This is a genomic window from Streptococcus sp. 3613 (assembly GCF_013277375.1).
GTDB classification, from domain to species: Bacteria; Bacillota; Bacilli; order Lactobacillales; family Streptococcaceae; genus Streptococcus; species Streptococcus pseudopneumoniae.
In genome coordinates this window covers 1-786 of sequence record NZ_VMMV01000137.1, presented here as the reverse complement: position 1 = coordinate 786, position 786 = coordinate 1, and the positions used below count along the sequence as shown (strand labels likewise).

Below are 786 nucleotides of genomic sequence, written 5' to 3'. Positions count from 1 at the left end.
ATATGACCAATTTGCGGCAAATTGACGGTGGGCACCTGATTAAGCAAGGGGACTTGGCTTCCACCTTTGGTTTTGCCCTCTTAGACGAAGACTACCAAGTGATTTCCTCTCTGGAAGGGGAGGAGGCGCTGATCAGTCTGACCAAGGAGGGCTACCAGTGGAAGAAGCAGGTAACCGTTACCGGTCAAGGTGTGAGTTTTCATCTGGACGCTATCTTGCCCATTGGGAGTTATCGCTTGGAAATCACGGCTGGAGGCTATGTTTTCCCCAGTGATAAATCTGTCCATATCAAGATAGTGGCCTCAGATAAAGAATTGGTCACAGAGGAAGTCCATGCTTTAAAAGAGCTGGATATCGCAGAAGAAGTAAAAAAACAGCTTGCAGGTAGAACTGTAAGCGAGAGCCTAGTAGGTCAGGAATTGCCAGACCTACTCTTTTATTACAATTTAGGAAAGGTGTAACACAAAATGGATACTACAAAATTAACAGCATTTGCGCAGGCAGTGGGGGAAGATAACAAAAAGGTAAACGAAGAGCTGAAAACGAAAGTCAGCACGTCTGACATGAACCAAGCAATCTCTCAAGCTAAATCAGAGGTCAAGGCTGAAATCTTGGGTGAAGGAACGCCTGAGAATTTGGACACACTGAAAGAAATCGCGGACAAGATTACCAGCATGGGTGAGGACGCAAACGGTGCTCTTCTTGGTAAAATCACAGAAGTTGGTGGACGTGTAGACCAGATTGCCAACCTTGACTTGGTAGCAATCTATAACGCAGCGAAAGCGT

At 45.9% G+C, this 786-nt stretch carries 2 protein-coding genes; both read left to right on the top strand.

All coding sequences use genetic code 11. From position 1 onward, the window contains the following. Positions 1-2: 2 nt before the first annotated feature. Complete coding sequence (locus tag HT708_RS11440; protein WP_172926410.1) at positions 3-461, top strand: hypothetical protein; 459 nt, start codon at positions 3-5, stop codon at positions 459-461. A 6-nt stretch (positions 462-467) separates the two neighbouring features. Further along, the coding region (locus HT708_RS11435; protein ID WP_172926409.1) for a hypothetical protein at positions 468-786 on the top strand (319 nt) is incomplete at its 3' end.

What these genes read in the sequence shown, in the direction of transcription:
- HT708_RS11440 (WP_172926410.1), top strand. Translation starts at nt 3, where the DNA reads ATGACCAATTTGCGGCAAATTGACGGTGGGCACCTGATTAAGCAAGGG.